This window comes from Streptomyces spiramenti, assembly GCF_012034385.1.
Lineage (GTDB): Bacteria > Actinomycetota > Actinomycetes > Streptomycetales > Streptomycetaceae > Streptomyces > Streptomyces spiramenti.
The window spans coordinates 1-16434 of sequence record NZ_JAAVJB010000111.1 but is presented as its reverse complement, the minus strand read 5'-3'; the positions used below and the strand labels follow the sequence as shown (position 1 = coordinate 16434).

Here is a 16434-nt window from a genome sequence, read left to right as displayed (position 1 = left end):
GGCCGCGGCTCGTGGGCCGCGGCCCGGACGACGGGGCGCCGTCAGATGTCGGTGAGCCGGACGCCTGCATGGGCGCGGTACCGGCGGTTGACCGAGATGAGGTTGGCGACCAGCGACTCCACCTGGTGCGCGTTGCGCAGCCGGCCGGCGAAGACGCCGCGCATCCCGGGGATCAGCGAGGCGATGGCCTGGACGGTCTCGCAGTCGGCGCGGGCCTCCCCGAGGACCATGACGTCGGTGGGGATCTCCGCCAGCGAGGTGTCCTGGAGCAGGACCGCGGAGAGGTGGTGGAAGGCCGCGGTCACCCGGGATTCCGGCAGCAGCGCGGCGGCCTGCTCGGCGGCGCTGCCCTCGGGCACGGTGAGGGCGTAGGCGCCCTTCTTGTCGAAGCCGAGCGGGTTGACACAGTCCACCACGAGCTTTCCGGCGAGCTCCTCGCGCAGCGCGGTGAGGGTGGCGGCGTGGCCGTCCCACGGCACGGCGACGATCACCACGTCGCTGCGGCGGGCGCACTCGGCGTTGTCGGCACCCTCGACACCCACGGGGCCGAGCAGCTCGTCCCCCGCGGCCTGGCGGGCGCGGTCGGCGGAGCGGGAGCCGATCACGACGCGCTGCCCGGCGCGGGCGAGGCGGTACGCGAGGCCGCGGCCCTGGTCGCCGGTGCCGCCGAGCACGCCGACGGTCAAGCCGGAGACGTCCGGGAGCGCCCAGGGGTCCTTGGGGGCGGGTTTGCCGGTGGGGGCGGCGGCGCCGGGGTCGGCCGCCGGCGCGGTCGACGGGTCGGTGGGCTGATCCGATGTGGTCATGCCCACGATCCTGCCAGGCGCTGAGCCGCGCACCGCGCGCCCCGCCCGCCCCCGGGGGCGGGCGGCGGTTGGTCAGCCCCGGCCGGGGGCGGTACGGCCCGTCCCGCCGTCGGGGTCCTCGTCCTCCTCGTCGCGCCAGCGGGGGTCGTTGCGCCACTCCTCGTCCCGTTCCTGGGCGGTCGCGATGGCACGCTCCGCGTCCTGGCGGGTGGCGTACGGGCCGAGGCGGTCCGTGGCGGGGCACTGCATTCCCTCCTCGACCGTCCGGTGGCGCAGGCAGTAGTACCACTGCCCGTCCTTGGCCTGCTGGTCCTGGGAGCTTCGTCGGAAGAGAGCCATACCGTCATCTTGCCCGCGTGGAGCCGCTCCGACCACCTGCCGGGAGGGGAGCCGGTGGGAGGCGGGGCGCCGCGGGGGGCGGGTCTTAGACTCGACGGCATGTCTGCGCAGTCGCTCGTCACCCCCGGGACCGTCTCCCCCCTGCGGTCCGTCCCCTCCGCCATCCGCCGCCCCGAGTACGTGGGGAGAAAGGCACCCCGTCCGTACACCGGGCCGGAGGTGCAGGACGCGGAGACGATCGAGCGGATGCGGGTCGCCGGCCGGCTGGGCGCCCAGGCGCTGGTGGAGACCTCCCAGCACATCGCCGACGGCGTCACCACCGACCGGCTGGACGAGGTGGCGCACGAGTTCCTGTGCGACAACGGGGCATACCCGTCCACGCTGGGCTACCGCGGCTTCCCCAAGTCGCTCTGCACCTCGGTGAACGAGGTCATCTGCCACGGCATCCCGGACAGTACGGTGCTGCGGAACGGCGACATCGTCAACCTGGACATCACCGCCTACATCGGCGGCGTGCACGGCGACAACAACGCCACGTACCTCGTCGGCGGTGAGGACGCGGTGGACGAGGAGTCGCGACTGCTGGTCGAGCGGACGCGCGAGTCGCTGAACCGGGCGATCAAGGCGGTGCGGCCGGGGCGTCAGATCAACGTCATCGGGCGGGTGATCGAGTCCTACGCCAAGCGCTTCGGCTACGGGGTGGTCCGCGACTTCACCGGCCACGGGATCAACACCTCGTTCCACTCCGGGCTGATCATCCCCCACTACGACTCGCCGGAGCACACCACGGTGATGGCGCCCGGCATGACGTTCACCATCGAGCCGATGCTGACGCTGGGCACCCACGACTGGGACATGTGGGCCGACGACTGGACGGTCGTGACCAAGGACCGCAAGCGCACGGCCCAGTTCGAGCACACCCTGGTGGTGACCGCCGACGGCGCGGAGATCCTGACGCTGCCGTGAGCCGACCGCCGCGGGGCGCGGACCGGATCTTTACCGACACCATGTCGGCAACACCTTGACTTAGGTAAGCCTAAGTCGAGAGGATGACGGGGCACGGCTGCCTGCCGCGCCCCGTCCCCGGCCCCCGGAGGTCCGTTGTGACCGCGCCCGTCGCGACACCCTTTTCCACACAGATCCGCGAAGCCTCCCACCAGCAGCACACCGAGGCCGAGAACTCCTCCTTCATGAGCGACCTCCTCGGCGGCGGGCTGGGTGTCGAGGCGTTCCGCCTGTACACCGAGCAGCTGTGGTTCGTGTACCGGGCGCTGGAGGCGCCGACGGCGCAGCTGGCCGCCGACCCGGTGGCGGGCCCCTTCGTGCGGCCCGAGCTCGCCCGGGTGGCGGAGCTGGAGCGGGACCTCGACCACATGCACGGCTCGGCCGCCTGGCGCGACGAGGTCCGGCCGCTGCCGGCCACCGCCGCCTACGCCGAGCGGATCACCGAGACGGCGACCGGTTGGACCGGCGGGTACGTCGCCCACCACTACACGCGCTACCTGGGTGACCTCTCCGGCGGCCAGGTGATCCGCTCCATCGCGGAGAAGACCTGGGGATTCGAGCCCAAGGGCGACGGGGTGCGGTTCTACGTCTTCGAGGGGATCGGCAACCCGGCGGCGTTCAAGCGCGAGTACCGCACGCTGCTGGACGCGGTGCCGGGGGACGACGCGGAGCGGCTGCGGATCGTGGAGGAGTGCAAGCGCGCGTTCTCGCTGAACTCCGCGGTCTTCCAGGACCTGGGCGCGGCCACCTCGCGCTGACCGTCCGTCACGACGCCGGCCCGGCGGGGGTTCACTCCCCCACCGGGCCGGCGTTCCGCTGTCCCCGTCTCCCGAGGCCGCCGTTCGGCCTCCCCCGCGTCCGCACGGGCGTAGACGTGCCGCTGCCCGCCCGGTCTGTCGGGACCGGGCGGGCAGCGGCGTGAACGGGTGTCAGTCGGCCAGCGGGGAGGCGCTGCGGCGACGGGTCACCCAGTAGGCCGCGCCGCCTGCGACGGTCACGGCCGCGGCGAGGCCCGCGAGGGCACCGGCCGGGGTTCCGGTGGAGGCCAGGGAGCCGGAGCCGAAGCCGCCGCCCGCCAGGCCGCCGGAGACACCGCCCGAGGCGCCGCCACCGGCGATCGGGGTGGTGCCACCGGTCTGCGGGGCGGGGCTGTTGCCGCCGCCGGGGGGCAGCTCGGCGTCATCGTCCAGGGAGACGGCGACGGTGAGCGGGTCGAGGTCGGCACCGGCCTCGTAGAAGCCGCCGAAGGCCTCGGCGCCCTCGTCGGTGAGGACGGCCGGGACGTTCTCCAGGAGGATCACGTCGTCGACCGGGTCGAGCGCGGCGGCCGGCAGGGTCAGGTCGGCGACGACGACGCCCTCGTACTCGACGACGTCACCACCGAGGGTGTGGGAGACCACGTCGGCGACGAGGACGCCCTCGGTGCCCTCGAAGGCCACGGCCAGGTCGGAGAACTTGAGGTCCAGCTCGTACTCGCCATCGGCCTTCTCGTGGCCGACGAACTGCACGCCGCCGTCGAAGGCCGCCACCAGGGCGTCGGCCTCGCCGTCGAACTCACCGACCGCGTCCGGGAACTGGAAGGTCCCGTCGCTGTTCGCGGTTGCCGCGCCCAGCAGTTCGACCGAGCCGCGGGCGATCGGGCCGGTCACGTAGGTGCGGAAGGAGTCCCGCACGCCCCAGTCGAGGGTGCCGTCGGCGATGGTGCCGGAGACGGGCTCGTCGTCGGGGTTGTCGGTGTCGTCGTCCTTGCCGTCGTCGTCACCGTCGTTGTCGCCGTTGCCGGGGTCGTCGGTGTCGTCGCCGTCGTCGCCGTTGTCGCCGTTGTCGCCGTTGTCGCCGTTGTCGCCGTCACCACCGTCGCCGCCGTCACCACCGTCGCCGCCGTCACCACCGTCGCCGCCGTCGCCGCCGTCGCCGTCACCGTCGCCGTCACCGTCACCGTCACCGGGGTTGTCGGTGTCGTCGCCGTCGCCCGGCTCGCCGGTACCCGGCTCCTCGGTGTCGTCGTCCCCGTCGTCGCCGTCGTCCGGGTCACCGGGCTCCGACGGCGGGACGGCGCTGACGGTGAGGGTGGCCGGGTCGAGCGCGGTGCCCTCGGGGTAGAAGTTGCTGAAGGCCACCGAGCCCTCGGCGGTCAGCGTGGCGGGGATGTCGGCGAAGACCATCGCGCCGCCGGCGCCCTGGCCGGGACTGACGCCGCTCATGTCGAGCGTGGCGAACTCGACGTCCTCGGTGGTGTCGGCGCCGACGGTGACGTCGGCGAGGATCGCCCCGCCGGACGTGCCCTCGGTGACGACCTTGAGGTCGGAGAGCTTGAGGTCCAGCACCCCGCCGTGGCCCTCGAAGTGCACGCTGCCGTTGAACTCGGTCGCCACGGAGTGGGTGCCGAGGTCGTAGCTGCCGGTGCCGCCGGTGAAGGCGAAGGTGCCGTCGTCGTTGCGCTGGGCCCCCTGGTCGAGGGTGATGCTGCCCTTGGCGATCGGGCCGCTGATGTAGTTGCGGAAGGAAGCCTGGACGCCCCAGTCGAGGGTGCCGTCCACCAGGTCGTAGGTGGCTGCCGGTGCCGCGGTGTCGGCTGCCGCCGGCGCGGCGAACGCTGTCGCGGACAGCACCGTCGCAGTGGCTGCCGCGAGCAGCAGGCGGCCCGTACGGGCGCCGCGCATACGTATGGCGGTCATCGTTCGGTGGTCTCCTTGTCGGTGTCTTCGGAGGGTGTGGTGGCCGGGCGGGCACCGGAGGTGCGGCGCCGGACCAGGTATCCGGCCCCGGCGAGCGCCAGCAGGGCGATCGCGGCGGCGGCCAGCAGTGGCACGGGGGTTGAGGAGGAGCTGTCGGCGGCCGATTCGGCCTCGACCGGCTCGGCCTCGGCGGTCGGTTCGGCCTCGGCCTCCTCGACGGGCTCGCTGCCCAGGTCGGGCAGCGGCGGGAGTTCGGCGTCGTCGCTGACGGCGACGGCGAGGGTGAGCGGGTCCATGACGGTGCCCTCGGTGTAGAGCCTGCCGAAGGCTTCGGCGCCCTCGGCCGTCAGCTCCGCCGGCGCCTCGGAGAGGTGGAACAGACCGTCCGTCACGTCGAGTTCGGGTACCTCGAAGGTGACCAGCCGCGCAGCCTCGGCCGTGCCGTCGGCGGTGGTGACGTCGGCGGTCATCGTGCCCTCGCCGTCGGCCACCTCGACGCGGACGGCTTCGACCAGCAGGTCGAGGTCGTTGCCGGTGAAGTGGAGGCTGCCCGCAAAATTCGCCGCCAGGGAGCCGGTCTCGGCGTCGAGTTCACCGGTGCCGTCGGGGAACCGGAACAGCGCGCCGCCGTCCTGGGCGCCGTCGGCGAGTTCCCAGCCGCCCTCCGCGATGTCGCCGGTGACGAACTCACGGAAGGTGCGGCGCACTCCCCAGTCGAGAGCGGCGTCGGTGATCTCGGCGGAGTCGGGTGCCTCGTCGGCTTCGTCCGCCCCGTCCTCGGCCCCGTCCTCGTCGCGGGCTTCGCCGCTCGGCGCCGGGTCGGGAGAGGGGTCGTCGCCCGGGTCCGGCGCGGGGTCGAGGGTGTCGGCGGTGAAGGTGACGGGGTCCAGCGGGTCGCCGGCGGCGTAGTAGCCGGCGAAGGCGGTCGCCCCGTCCGTGGTGAGTGTGGCGGGGGCGCCGGTGACCGAGATCCGGCTGCCGCCGCGGAGGTCCACGCCGGAGAGGTTCAACGAGGCGAGCGCGACGCCGCTCGCCTCGTTGACCTGGCCGGAGCCGCGGGCCTTGCTGCGGATGTCGGCGTAGAGCGTCCCGCTCGCGCCGTCGACCCGGACCGACGGGTTGCTGATCGTCAGGTCGAGTTCGGGCACGCCCTGGTCGTCGAAGTGGCCCTGGAAGCGGACGCCGCCGGAGTAGGCGGCGGTGACGGCACCGGTCTCCGGGTCGTAGCCGCCGGTGGCGGAGTGGAAGCGGAACTGGCTGTTGCCGACGGTGCCGGCCCCGCCGGAGAGACCCCAACTGCCCTGGGCGATGGGACCGGTGATGTAGGTCAGGAAGGACGAACGGACCCCCCAGTCCAACCGGCCGCCCGACACGGTGCGTTCGGCCGCGTGCGCCGCGTGCGCCGGGAGCAGGGCCAGGGTGAGGGCCGCCAGGACCACGCCGAGGAGCCCCGCGAGGGGCACCCGGCGACGGGCGGGATTGGGCAGCATCGGATGCCTCCGAACCAGGGGCGATGACTGAGGTTAGGCTAACCTAAACTACGGTTGGCCGTGTCGGAACCCCGGGCCCCGGGCGACCGGCCCGGACCCCGGACCCCGTTGCCCAGAAAGGCGGAGCCAGGTGCAGCACCGGCCCAGACTCCTCGGAAAGCTCCTCGCGACCCTCGCCCTGACCGTCGCCGCCACCGGCTGCGCCGGGGGCACCGACTCCGGCGACGGGAACGGGGCCGCGACCACCGGCACCACGGCGGAACCCGCCGCCGACCGGCTGGAGCCGCTGGACGGGGCCTCGCCCGAGCCGGCGTTGCCCGTCGAGGTCGAGTCCGCGGACGGCACCGCGGTGACCGTCGCGTCCGCCGACCGGATCGTCCCGCTCTCCGGCTCGCTCGCCGAGATCGTCTGGACCCTCGGCCTCGGCGAACGCGTCGTCGCCCGCGACGTCACCGCCACCTTCGAGGAGGCGGCGGAACTCCCCGTCGTCACCCGCGGCCACGAGGTCTCCGCCGAGAGCGTGCTCTCCCTGCGCCCCGACGTGATCCTGGTCGAGGACAGCACCGGCCCCGCCGAGGCCATCGACCAGATCCGTGCCGCCGGAATCCCCCTCGTCGTCTTCGAGACACCGCGCGAACTCGACGCCGTCACGGGCCGGATCGAGGCCGTCGCCACCGCGCTCGGCGTGGAGGAGGCGGGCGAACAGCTCCTCACCCGCACCGAGGAACGCCTCGACGCCGCACGCGCGTCGATACCGGCGACCGGGGACGCGCCCCGTGTCGCCTTCCTGTACCTGCGCGGCACCGCCAGCGTCTACCTGCTGGGCGGCGCGGGCTCCGGCGCGACCTCCCTGATCGAGGCGGCCGGCGGGATCGACGCCGGTGTCGAGTCCGGGCTGGACAAGGACTTCACCCCCATCACCAGTGAGGCGCTGGCCGCCGCCGCCCCCGACGTCATCCTCGTCATGACCAAGGGGCTGACCTCCGTCGGCGGCGTCGACGGGCTGCTGGAGATCCCGGGGATCGCCGAGACCCCGGCAGGCATGGACCGCCGCGTCGCCGCCGTCGACGACGGTGTCCTCCTCAACTACGGTCCGCGGACCGACGAGGTGCTCGCCTCCCTCACCGAGCAGATCCACGCCGGCGCGGCGGAAGCCCGGTGAGTCCCTCCCCCGCCCCTGCCACTGCCACCACCGGGAGCACCAGCGCCGGCCGGCCACCGGTCGCCGGCAGCGGTGCGCCCGACCCCGCGCCGGAGCGGCCCCGCACCCGGGCCGCCCGCGCCGCCGCGCTCACCGTCGGACTCCTCGCCGCGCTGGTGGTCACCGCGATGGCGGCGGCCTCCATCGGTGCCTACCAGATCCCGTTCGGCGACATCCTCGCCTCCGTCGCCCACCGGGCGGGGCTCGGCGGGTACGAACTCGACCGCGTCGCCGAGTCCGTGCTGTGGAACGTCCGTCTGCCGCGCGTCGTCCTCGCCCTGCTGGTCGGTGCGTCCCTCGGCTGCGCGGGCGCACTCATGCAGGGCGTCTTCGGCAACCCGCTCGCCGAACCCGGCGTCATCGGGGTCTCGGCGGGGGCCGCGGTGGGCGCCGTCGCCGCCATCGCCTTCGGCCTCACCCTCTTCGGCAACTGGACCGTGACCGTCTGCGCGTTCATCACGGGGCTCGCCACCGTGCTGCTGGTCTACGCGCTCTCCCGTTCCGGCGGACGCACCGAGGTCGTCACGCTCATCCTCACCGGTGTCGCCGTCAACGCCTTCGCGGGCGCGCTCATCGGCCTGTCGATCTTCTTCGCCGACAACGCCCAGCTGACCGAGATCACCTTCTGGCAGCTGGGGTCGCTCTCCCAGGCCACCTGGCCCAAGGTCCTCGCCGTGCTGCCCTGCGCCGTCCTCGGCCTGATCGCGGCGCCCTGGTACGCGCGACGGCTCGACCTGCTCGCCCTGGGCGAGAAGCCCGCGCGCCACCTCGGCGTCGACGTCGAACGGCTGCGCATCTCCCTGGTGCTGGTCGTGGCGCTGCTCACCGCCGCCGCCGTCGCCGTCGCCGGCATCATCACCTTCGTCGGACTCCTCGTGCCCCACCTGCTCCGCATGGTCGCCGGCCCGGGACACCGGTTCCTCGTCCCGGGCAGCGCGCTCCTCGGCGCGCTGGTCCTCCTCGCCGCCGACCTGGCCGCCCGCACGCTGGCCGCCCCCGCCGAACTGCCGCTGGGCGTACTCACCGCGCTGATCGGCAGCCCCTTCTTCTTCTGGCTGCTGCGCCGGACCCGACGCCGCCAGGGAGGCTGGGCATGACGATCGACCAGGTGATCACCAGGCTGCTGGGCAACCGCGCGGCCCGGCCGCCCGCACCGCACAGGCCCGGCGACGTACTGGCGGAGGCACGGGACGTCACCCTCCAGCTCGGGGGCCGACCGGTCCTCGACGGGGTCTCCCTGACGGTCCGCGCAGGCGAGGTCCTCGCCCTCGTCGGGCCCAACGGGGCCGGTAAGTCAACCCTGTTGGCCGCACTCGCCGCGGACACCGCCGTCGAGGGCGGCGCCATCCTCATCGACGGCAAACCGGCCGAGTCCTGGAACGCCCGCGAACTCTCCCTGCGCCGGGCCGTGCTGCCGCAGGCCGCCACGCTCTCCTTCCCCTTCCTGGTGGACGAGGTCGTCCGCATGGGACGCGCCCCCTGGGCGGGCACCGCCGCGGAGGACGAGGACGAGGCGGTCGTCGCCGCCGCCCTGGCGGCCACCGAGGTCACCGCCTTCGCCCCCCGGCCGTTCTCCGCCCTCTCCGGCGGCGAGAAGGCCCGCGTCGCGCTCTCCCGCGTCCTCGCCCAACGCACCGCGGTGCTGCTGCTGGACGAACCCACCGCCGCGCTCGACCTGCGCCATCAGGAACTCGTCCTCACTGTCTGCCGGGAACGCGCACGCGCCGGGGACGCGGTCGTCGTCGTGGTGCACGACCTCGGGCTGGCCGCCGCCCACGCCGACCGGGTCGCGGTGCTCGCCGGGGGTCGGGTCGCCGGCGAGGGCCCGCCGGACACCACCCTGACGCCCGAACTGCTGAGCAAGGTCTACCAGCACCCGGTGGAGGTGCTGGCCCATCCCGACACCGGGGTGCCGATCGTCCTCCCGCAGCGCCCCCCGCGCTGACCACGGCGCCCCCGGCGCGCCCCTCTCCGTCGCGCCACCCCCGGCGCGACGGGGAACCGGCCAACACCGGTGGTCGTGCGCGCAAAGTTTCCACCAACGGAACCCAAACCTCCACGAGATCCCCTACTCTCATCTGGGTGTCCGGGTGCCCCGCCATGGGGAGATGACAGCGGCGCCCCGATCCGTGGTTCCACGACGACGTGTGGTGACTCAATGGAGACTTCGGTCTGGGGGGTTCATGCGGAACGCGGGAATGTCCAGGCACGCCCCGGGGGACAAGCCGTCACTGGCCGCCGCCCGGCCGCAACACCCCGGCGGCACCAAACCCGCCTGGTACGCGCCGCTCACCGTCGGCGTTGACGTCGCAGGGGTCCTGTTACCCCTGGCAGCGGTCCACCTGGCCACAGGCCGACCGCACCCCCTGGTGACCGCGACCGTCGCCGCAGCCGGCTGGCTCCTCCTCCGCTGCGCCCACCGCCGCTACGCCCACCGCAATCTCGCCGAGTCCCGCGGGCTGCTCGCCGCCCTCCACGACTGGTCCCTGCTGGTCGGTCTCCTCGCCGTCCTCCGCGTGCTCGGCGGGGAGTCCTCCCCGCCGCTGACCTCGCTGCTCGCACTGCTGCCCGGACTAATACTCACCGCGGCCACCGGCGCACTCCTCCACCGCCACCTCACCGCCGAGCGTCGCCGCGCCCACGCGCTGCGTCGCGTCCTCCTCGTGGGCGAGACGCCGGGCGCCGAGGACGTCGCCGCCCGGCTCGCCGCCGGCACGGACCACCCCTACGTCGTGGTGGGCGTCGTGCCGGTGGGCAGCGGCTCCCCCGCGTTCGGCGTACCGGTCTGCGGCCGGCTCGCCGCCGACGCGCCGGCCACCGAGCCCCACGACGGCCCGCTGCTCCTGGAGGCGGCGACTCGGCTCAGCGCGGACCTGGTGCTGGCCGTGCCCGGCGCCCACCTGTGCGGGGAGCGGTTGCGCCGCGTCGGCTGGGCGCTCCAGGACGCCGGGCTCCCCCTGACGGTCTCCTCCGGCCTCACCGACGTCGCCCCCCGCCGTCTCGCGGTGGGCGGTGCCGCCGGACTCGGCCTGCTCCACCTCGCCCCGCCGACCCGCCGGGGCGGCGCCACCGCGCTGAAGACCGCGCTGGACCGGACGGGCGCGGGCCTCGGACTGCTGCTGCTGGCACCGCTGTTCGCCCTGGTGGCCCTCGCCGTGCGCCTCGACTCGCGCGGTCCGGCGCTCTACCGCCAGCGCCGGGTGGGTCGGCATGGCGTCCCGTTCACCATGTGGAAGTTCCGCACGATGGTCCGCGGCGCCGAACGGCTCCGCCCGCAGCTGGAGGAGTCCAACGACGCGCACGGGGGCCCGCTGTTCAAGCTCCGCCGCGACCCCCGGGTCACGCGTGTCGGCCGGTTGCTGCGCCGCAGTTCGCTCGACGAACTGCCGCAGCTGCTGAACGTGCTGGTGGGAAGCATGTCGCTGGTCGGGCCGCGACCGCCGCTGCCGGACGAGGCGGCGCAGTACACACCGACCGAGGCCCGGCGGCTGCGGGTCCGGCCGGGGATGACCGGGCCCTGGCAGGTGGGCGGCCGATCCGACCTCTCGTGGGACGAGGGCATCGCGCTGGACCTCTCCTACACCGACAACTGGTCGCTCACCCAGGACCTCGACATCCTCGCCCGCACCGCCCGCGCCGTCACCGGCGGTCGCGGAGCCTACTGATCGCGCCCCGCACCCGGGTGCGCGCCGCGCCACCGGCCGGGAGCGCCGCCCGCGGACGGCGCTCCCGCGACCGTGTCGGGCCCCGCTGCGGCGGGCCGGGCAGGGCCGCCGCACCACGCTCTAGGAGTCCTTGTGCCCCAGCCACCACCGATAGGTGTCCCGGACACCGTCGGCGAGCGCAACCGAGGGTTCGAACCCCAGCTTGCGCAGCCGTCCCACGTCGAGCAGCTTGCGGGGGGTGCCGTCCGGCCGCGAGGTGTCCCACACGACGCGTCCGGTGAACCCCGTCACCTCCGCGACGAGCGCCGCCAGTTCGGCGATGGTGACGTCCTCCCCGCAACCGACGTTCACCGGGTCCGGCCCGTCGTAGGCGCGCAGCAGCGCCACGCAGGCGCGCGCCAGGTCGTCGCTGTGGAGGAACTCCCGGCGCGGGGTCCCGCTGCCCCAGAGCAGCACCTCCTCGCTCCCCGCGGCGACCGCTTCGTGGAACCGGCGCAGCAGACCGGGGAGGACGTGCGAGGTCTCCGGGTCGAAGTTGTCGCCGGGGCCGTAGAGGTTGGTCGGCATGGCGGAGATCCAGCGGCGGCCGTACTGCCGCCGGTAGGAGCGGACCTGGCCGATGCCGGCGATCTTCGCCAGCGCGTACGGCTCGTTGGTGGGCTCCAGCGCGCCGGTGAGCAGGGCGTCCTCACGGATGGGCTGGTCGGCGTGTTTGGGGTAGATGCAGGAGGACCCCAGGAACAGCAGCCGGTCCACGTCCGCGGCGTGCGCGCCGGCCAGGACGCTGAGCTGGATGCGGAGGTTGTCCTCCAGGAACTCCACCGGGTAGGTGGAGTTGGCCATGATGCCGCCGACCTTCGCCGCCGCCAGCACCAGCACGTCCGGCCGGGTGTCGCGCAGCATCCGGGCGGTCGGCCCCGGTTCGCGCAGGTCGAGTTCGGCGCGGGTGCGGGTGATCACCTCGTGCCCCTCGGCCGCCAGGTGCCGGGCGACCGCCGAGCCCACCAGGCCGCGGTGCCCGGCGACGTAGACGCGGGCCGTGGCCGGCAGCAGTGCGGGAGCTGTTGTCATGCCGCGGATTCTGCCAGCCGCGGGCGGAACGGCGGACCGACCGCCGTCGGCGGGCCCGATTTCGCCGTTCCGCCCGCGACGACCGCGCCGCTGGGGCAGAATGCCCGCCGGCGCTCCACCGTTCACCACCGCCCGCGGACGCGGGCGCTGACCTCCGGGGGCCACCGATGAGTACCGAGACCACCAGCGGCGCGGGCCGCTCCGCACTGATCACCGGGGTCACCGGGCAGGACGGCTCGTACCTCGCGGAACTCCTCCTCGACAAGGGGTACACGGTGCACGGCCTGGTGCGTCGTTCGTCGTCCTTCAACACCGAGCGGATCGACCACATCTACCAGGGCCCGCAGGAGCCCGCCCGCACGCTCGTGCTGCACCACGCCGACCTCGCGGACGGGGTCGCCCTGGTCAACCTGTTGCGGGAGATCCGCCCCGACGAGGTGTACAACCTCGGCGCTCAGTCGCACGTGCGGGTCTCCTTCGACGCCCCGCTGTACACCGGGGACGTCACCGGTCTCGGCGCGCTGCGCCTGCTGGAGGCGATCCGCGCCTCGGGGGTGGCCACCCGGATCTACCAGGCCTCGTCCTCGGAGATGTTCGGCGCGGCTCCGCCGCCGCAGAACGAGCGGACGGCGTTCCACCCGCGCAGCCCCTACGGCTGCGCCAAGGTGTTCAGCTACTGGTCGACGGTCAACTACCGGGAGGCGTACGGCCTGTTCGCCTGCAACGGCATCCTGTTCAACCACGAGTCGCCGCGCCGGGGGGAGACCTTCGTGACGCGCAAGATCACCCGCGCGGTGGCCCGTATCCGGGCGGGGCTCCAGGACCGGCTGTACCTGGGCAACCTCGACGCGGTACGCGACTGGGGCTACGCGCCGGAGTACGTGGAGGCGATGTGGCGGATGCTCCAGCAGGACGAGCCGGACGACTACGTGGTGGCGACCGGGCAGGCGGTCTCCGTGCGGGAGTTCCTCGACGCCGCCTTCGAGGCCGGGGGGCTGGAGCAGTCGCGGTACGTGCGGTACGACCCCAAGTACGAGCGTCCCAGCGAGGTGGACGCGCTCATCGGTGACGCCTCGAAGGCGCGCGAGAAGCTGGGCTGGGAGCCGACCGTCGGCTGGCGGGAACTGGCGGCGCTCATGGTCCGGGCCGACATCGAGGCGCTGGACGCGGAACTGGCCGGCGCCCGGGTGCGCGTGGACCGCTGAGTCCGCGTGACGGCAGCCGCCGGAAAGCCTCCCCTCCCCCGCACCCCGTCGCCCCGTCACCCGTCCACCCCCCACTCATCCAGAACAGAGGGACAGCATGAGACCGATCCGAGGCGGACTGTGGCGCCGCGCCGTCGTGTACAGCGGGGTCCTCGCGCTCTTCGCCGCCCTGCCGGGCCCGGCCGCGGCGCAGCCCGCGGCGCCCGCTCCGGCGCTGACGCCCCCGGTGGGCATCACCGCCGACGAGCTGCCGACCTGGCAGACCAACGGCATCGTCTGGGCGCTGGCGGAGGCCGGCGGGACGGTGTTCGTCGGCGGCACGTTCTCCACCGTCCGACCGCCGGGTGCGGCGGCGGGTACGCAGGAGGAGCCGGTCGCCAACTTCGTCGCGCTGGACGCGGCCTCCGGGGAGCCGGTCGCCGATTGCGACCTGCGGTTCACCGCCGGGTCGGTCGCCGCGGCCGTGCGATCGCTGGCCGTCTCCCCGGACGGTGCCACGCTGTACGTCGGCGGGACCTTCGGGTCGGTGAACGGGGTGGGCGCCTCCAACGTGGCGGCGTTCGACACGACGACCTGTGAGCGCCGCGCGTTCCCCGTCGCGGTACCTGCCACGGTCCGCGCCCTGGCCGCGACGGACCAACGAGTCTATCTGGGCGGCGACTTCAACACCGTCGCCGGTCAGCCGCGGCAGCGGTTCGCCGCGGTGACCACCTCGGGGGCGCTGGAGGGCTGGGTCGCCGACGCCGACGAGCCGGGACGCGCGATCGAGGTGACGCCCGACGGGCGCCACGTGATCCTCGGCGGCGACTTCTTCCGCCTCAACGGGCGCGACTCCCACGCCCTGGCGGTCGTGGACGCGGTCACCGGCGCCAACACCCGTGACTATCCGCTGCCGTTCATCGAGCAGCGCTCGGTGGTCAAGGGGCTGACCACCGACGACAGCGGGTTCTACACCGCCAACGAGGGCACGGGCGGCGGCGCCTTCGACGGCCGGATCGCACTGGAGCTGGCCACCTTCGACCAGCGGTGGCGGGACACCTGCCTGGGCGCGACCCAGGACGTCACCGTCCACCAGGGTGTGCTGTACAGCGGCCACCACGCGCACGACTGCTCCAGCATGGGGTCCTTCCCCGACGGGCCGCGCTTCCACCTGTTCGCGCAGTCGGTCGACGACCCGACGCTGCTGGGCTGGTTCCCCGACACCAACGACGGCCTCGGTGAGGCCATCGGACCGCGCGTCGTGATCACGGCGGAGGAGCTGCCGCAGGACGACCGGGACTTCATCTGGGTCGGCGGCGGCTTCACCACCGTCAACGGCACTCCGCAGTGGGGGCTGACACGATTCGCCTCCGGACCCGACACCGGGGCGCCGGACCGCCCGGAGGTCTCCGCGCACAGCCTGGCCGCCGGCGAGGCGACGGTCACCTGGCGGTCCAGCCTGGACCTGGACGACAGCCTGCTGACCTACCGGGTCTACCGCGACAACGGCACCGCCCCGATCCACACCGTGCAGGGTTCCTCGCTCCCGTGGCAGCGACCGCAGCTCTCCTACACCGACACCGGCCTCACCCCGGGCCAGTCGCACAGCTACCGCGTGACGGCATCAGACGCGGCGGGCAACACCAGCGTCCAGTCGCTGCCGGCGACCGTGACCGCGGCTGCCGGAACGCAGCCCTACGCGGACGCGGTACTCGCCGACGACCCGGTGCTGTACTGGCGCCACGACGAGACCGGCGGCTTCTACGCCTCCGACGTCTCCGGCAACGACAACGGCGGGGTGCACCGGGGCAACCCCTCACGCGGGGTGACCCCCGCCGCCGTGCCCTACCCCGGCGCACGGGGCATCGGGTACACGGGCGGCATCACCACCTACACCTACAGCGACACGGCCTTCGACTCACCCGCCCGGTTCTCGGTGGAGACCTGGTTCCGCACCGAGAGCACCCAGGGCGGGCGGATCATCGGCTTCAGCCGGAACATCTGGCGGACCAGCACCACCTACGACAAGCACGTCTACATGCGGGACAGCGGCCAGTTGGTCTTCGGCACCCAGGGCAGCGGGCGGCAGTTCGTCACCAGCCCCCGTTCCTACAACGACGGCCGCTGGCACCACCTGGCGGCGACCCAGGGCACCAACGGCCTCCGGCTGTACGTGGACGGCCAGCTGGTCGCCTCCAACGCCAACGTCACCTCCAACCAGACCTACCGCGGCTACTGGCGCACCGGGGCCGACAACCTCTCCGGCTGGAACAACCGGCCCTCCAGCGACGGCTTCCAGGGGCAGCTCGACGAGACGACCGTCTACCACCACACCCTCTCCGCCGCCCGGATCACCGCGCACCACAACGCGGCGAGCGCGCCGGTCGACACGGTCACCGCGCTGCAACCCACCGCGGACACGTACGTCAACCAGGGCGCGCCGTCGGCGACCCACGGCGGCAGCACCTCACTCGCGGTCCGCGGCAGCTCGGGCTACGAGACGTACCTGCGGTACGAGCTGCCCCAGGCACCCCCCGGCACCGTGCTGAAGGCGGCGGCGCTGCGGGTGCGGACCACCGGCCAGGAGTACGCGGGGTCCGAGGACAGCCACACCGTCTCTCCGGTGACGGGGAGTTGGTCGGAGGCCGGGACCAGCTGGAACACCAGGCCGACCCTCGGATCGACGGTGCTCGGCACGATCGCCGCGGGGACGGTGCCCAACGGGCACTACTCGACGACCCTGACGACCTCCGCTGTCCGTCCCTCGCTCGGCGGCACGTTGGACCTGGCCGTCACCAGCACCGGGACGGACAACCTGTGGTTCTGGTCGCGTGAGGTCGCGGCGACGGACAACCGGCCGCAGCTCCACCTCACCTTCGGTGCGCCGTGAGGCGGCGGCGCGTCCGGGGTACCTTCCTCGTGGCGGCGGTGCTGGCGCCGCTGCTGCTCGCGGGCTGCGGGTCGGGGCAGGACGGCGGCGGGGAGGGCCCCGCCG

General features: G+C 73.7%; 13 protein-coding genes. 8 read left to right on the top strand and 5 right to left on the bottom strand.

Going from position 1 to position 16434, the window contains the following annotated elements; translation table 11 throughout:
- Window positions 1–41: 41 nt before the first annotated feature.
- Both npdG and HCJ92_RS14335 read right to left on the bottom strand, forming a co-directional pair.
- Complete coding sequence (gene npdG / locus HCJ92_RS14340; RefSeq protein WP_167933969.1) at window positions 42–806, bottom strand: NADPH-dependent F420 reductase; 765 nt, start codon at window positions 804–806, stop codon at window positions 42–44.
- 72 nt (window positions 807–878) lie between these two features.
- Complete coding sequence (locus tag HCJ92_RS14335; protein ID WP_167933968.1) at window positions 879–1145, bottom strand: hypothetical protein; 267 nt, start codon at window positions 1143–1145, stop codon at window positions 879–881.
- Window positions 1146–1244: 99 nt separating this feature from the next.
- Between HCJ92_RS14335 and map the strand changes: the two genes are divergently transcribed.
- Window positions 1245–2111, top strand: a complete 867-nt coding sequence (gene map / locus HCJ92_RS14330; RefSeq protein WP_167933967.1) for a type I methionyl aminopeptidase — start codon at window positions 1245–1247, stop codon at window positions 2109–2111.
- A gap of 83 nt (window positions 2112–2194) precedes the next feature.
- Window positions 2195–2908 (top strand): biliverdin-producing heme oxygenase, encoded by a 714-nt coding sequence (locus HCJ92_RS14325; protein ID WP_167933966.1) that lies wholly within the window; start codon window positions 2195–2197, stop codon window positions 2906–2908.
- A gap of 171 nt (window positions 2909–3079) precedes the next feature.
- Here HCJ92_RS14325 and HCJ92_RS25385 read toward each other — a convergent pair whose 3' ends face one another.
- Together HCJ92_RS25385 and HCJ92_RS14315 are read right to left on the bottom strand one after the other, a co-directional pair.
- Window positions 3080–4828, bottom strand: a complete 1749-nt coding sequence (locus tag HCJ92_RS25385; RefSeq protein ID WP_167933965.1) for an HtaA domain-containing protein — start codon at window positions 4826–4828, stop codon at window positions 3080–3082.
- Window positions 4825–6318, bottom strand: a complete 1494-nt coding sequence (locus HCJ92_RS14315) for an HtaA domain-containing protein (protein WP_167933964.1) — start codon at window positions 6316–6318, stop codon at window positions 4825–4827. The genes HCJ92_RS25385 and HCJ92_RS14315 overlap by 4 nt, the downstream gene beginning before the upstream one ends.
- 130 nt (window positions 6319–6448) lie before the next feature.
- On the opposite strand from HCJ92_RS14315, the gene HCJ92_RS14310 reads away from it, so the two are divergent.
- From HCJ92_RS14310 to HCJ92_RS14295, 4 genes are all read left to right on the top strand, one after another.
- Window positions 6449–7480: an ABC transporter substrate-binding protein gene (locus tag HCJ92_RS14310; protein ID WP_167933963.1), complete on the top strand. Its 1032-nt coding sequence runs from the start codon at window positions 6449–6451 to the stop codon at window positions 7478–7480.
- Complete coding sequence (locus HCJ92_RS14305) at window positions 7477–8616, top strand: FecCD family ABC transporter permease (RefSeq protein ID WP_338054182.1); 1140 nt, start codon at window positions 7477–7479, stop codon at window positions 8614–8616. The genes HCJ92_RS14310 and HCJ92_RS14305 overlap by 4 nt, the downstream gene beginning before the upstream one ends.
- Complete coding sequence (locus HCJ92_RS14300) at window positions 8613–9464, top strand: heme ABC transporter ATP-binding protein (RefSeq protein ID WP_167933962.1); 852 nt, start codon at window positions 8613–8615, stop codon at window positions 9462–9464. The genes HCJ92_RS14305 and HCJ92_RS14300 overlap by 4 nt, the downstream gene beginning before the upstream one ends.
- A gap of 253 nt (window positions 9465–9717) precedes the next feature.
- Window positions 9718–11184, top strand: coding sequence for an exopolysaccharide biosynthesis polyprenyl glycosylphosphotransferase (locus tag HCJ92_RS14295; RefSeq protein ID WP_167933961.1), 1467 nt, complete (start codon window positions 9718–9720; stop codon window positions 11182–11184).
- Between the two features lie 120 nt (window positions 11185–11304).
- Here HCJ92_RS14295 and HCJ92_RS14290 read toward each other — a convergent pair whose 3' ends face one another.
- Window positions 11305–12255: a GDP-L-fucose synthase family protein gene (locus tag HCJ92_RS14290; RefSeq protein WP_167933960.1), complete on the bottom strand. Its 951-nt coding sequence runs from the start codon at window positions 12253–12255 to the stop codon at window positions 11305–11307.
- A gap of 167 nt (window positions 12256–12422) precedes the next feature.
- Between HCJ92_RS14290 and gmd the strand changes: the two genes are divergently transcribed.
- Entirely contained in the window at window positions 12423–13460 is a 1038-nt protein-coding gene (gene gmd / locus HCJ92_RS14285) for a GDP-mannose 4,6-dehydratase (protein ID WP_167933959.1), read from the top strand.
- A gap of 97 nt (window positions 13461–13557) precedes the next feature.
- On the top strand, window positions 13558–16329 hold the full coding sequence (locus HCJ92_RS14280) for a CBM96 family carbohydrate-binding protein (protein WP_209311125.1): 2772 nt from the start codon (window positions 13558–13560) through the stop codon (window positions 16327–16329).
- Window positions 16330–16434: the final 105 nt, after the last annotated feature.